This window comes from Burkholderia sp. Bp8986, assembly GCF_003854225.1.
In the GTDB taxonomy this organism is placed as follows: domain Bacteria; phylum Pseudomonadota; class Gammaproteobacteria; order Burkholderiales; family Burkholderiaceae; genus Burkholderia.
On sequence record NZ_QTQM01000148.1, the window covers coordinates 1 to 1,484 of the forward strand.

Annotated in this window: 1 protein-coding gene; it reads left to right on the forward strand. The window is 61.1% G+C overall.

The genetic code is table 11. The features are described 5' to 3' along the window. Window positions 1-123 precede the first annotated feature (123 nt). The gene (locus DID99_RS36580; protein WP_124668722.1) at window positions 124-1,446 is read left to right on the forward strand and encodes an IS5 family transposase; all 1,323 of its coding nucleotides are present in this window, start codon (window positions 124-126) and stop codon (window positions 1,444-1,446) included. The last annotated feature ends 38 nt before the right edge of the window (window positions 1,447-1,484 follow it).

Sequence of the window (1,484 nt, forward strand, 5' to 3'; positions counted from 1 at the left end):
AGTCGGACCTGAACAATCGTGCGAGGCGTATGCAGTAAGGCTGCGAAGCCGAAACGGTGTTGTTTGATTTGCAGGAAGCGGGCATATTGATGCGTGAATCCTGCAAATCCTGACGAGGTGTGGATGGGTCCGAAGACGCCGGTGCCAGAGGGAGATTTCTTCCGCCAGCCGCTGCGCGAGCAGATCAACTTGAAGCATCCGTTGATTCGCCTTGCCGATCTGATCGACTGGGAGCGGTTGAGCGCGGCGATGAGTGCGAGCTTCGTGTCGCATCGCGGGCGACCGGCAACGTCGCCGCGTTTGATTGCAGGGCTGCTGTACTTGCAGCACGCGTTCGATCTGTCGGATGAAGAGGTCGTTTGGCAATGGCTTGAGAACCCGTACTGGCAAGTGTTCACTGGCGAGACGTACTTGCAGACGCAGCCGCCGATTGATCCGTCGAGCCTGACGCGTTGGAGGAAACGCCTGGGCGAGGCTGGTGTCGAAGAACTGCTCGCCGGGACGATCGAGGCGGCCAAACGAGCGAACGTCATCAAGACGTCGAGCCTGAAGCGGGTGATCGTCGACACGACGGTCATGGAGAAGGCGATTGCACATCCCACCGACTCGCGCCTGCTCGAACGTTGCCGGGAACATTTGGTGAAGGCTGCTGCGCGGCATGGCCTGAAGCTGCGGCAGAACTACAACCGTGAAGCACCGCGGCTGGCGGGCCAGATTGGTCGCTACGCGCATGCAAAGCAGTACAAGCGGATGAAGAAAGCGCTGCGCACATTGCGTTCGCGAGTGGGCCGCGTGATGCGAGACGTCGAGCGGCAGCTGGACGGCGTCGCTCAACAAGGTCGGGCGACGCTGGAAGACCTGATTGGGCGCACGAAGCGGATTCTGTCGCAGAAGCAGAAGGACAAGAACAAGCTGTACGCGCTGCATGCGCCGGAAGTGGAGTGCTTGGCCAAGGGCAAAGCGCGTAAGCCGTACGAGTTCGGCGTGAAGGTGTCGATCACGACGACGCACAAAGAAGGTCTGGTGATCGGAGCTCGCTCGATGCCGGGTAATCCGTACGACGGGCACACGTTGGCCGAAGCGTTGGAGCAGGCGGCGATCTTGAGCGACGTCCAGCCGGAGATCGCTGTCGTCGATCGCGGCTACAAGGGCGTCGCCATTGACGGTGTGAAGGTCTATCACCCGGGCTTGCGACGCGGCATCACGCGAGGCTTGCGCGCGATGATCCGGCGGCGCAGCGCGATCGAGCCAGCCATCGGACACATGAAGGCAGATGGAAAACTCGATCGCAATTGGCTCAAGGGTGCGCTCGGCGATGCCATGCACGCGGTGCTGTGCGGCGCCGGCCACAACCTGCGGATGATCCTGCGCAAGCTGCGGATTTTTTACGCCCTGCTTCTCGTCGCTTTGCTTGGCTTCGAAACCGCTACGCCGTCGGCAGCGTGAACTCGTTTGCCGAGCAAAACGAATTGTTCAGGGCCGAC

Bases quoted from the DNA above. Each gene is read 5' to 3' on its own strand.
- DID99_RS36580 (WP_124668722.1), top strand. From the start codon at position 124: ATGGGTCCGAAGACGCCGGTGCCAGAGGGAGATTTCTTCCGCCAGCCG.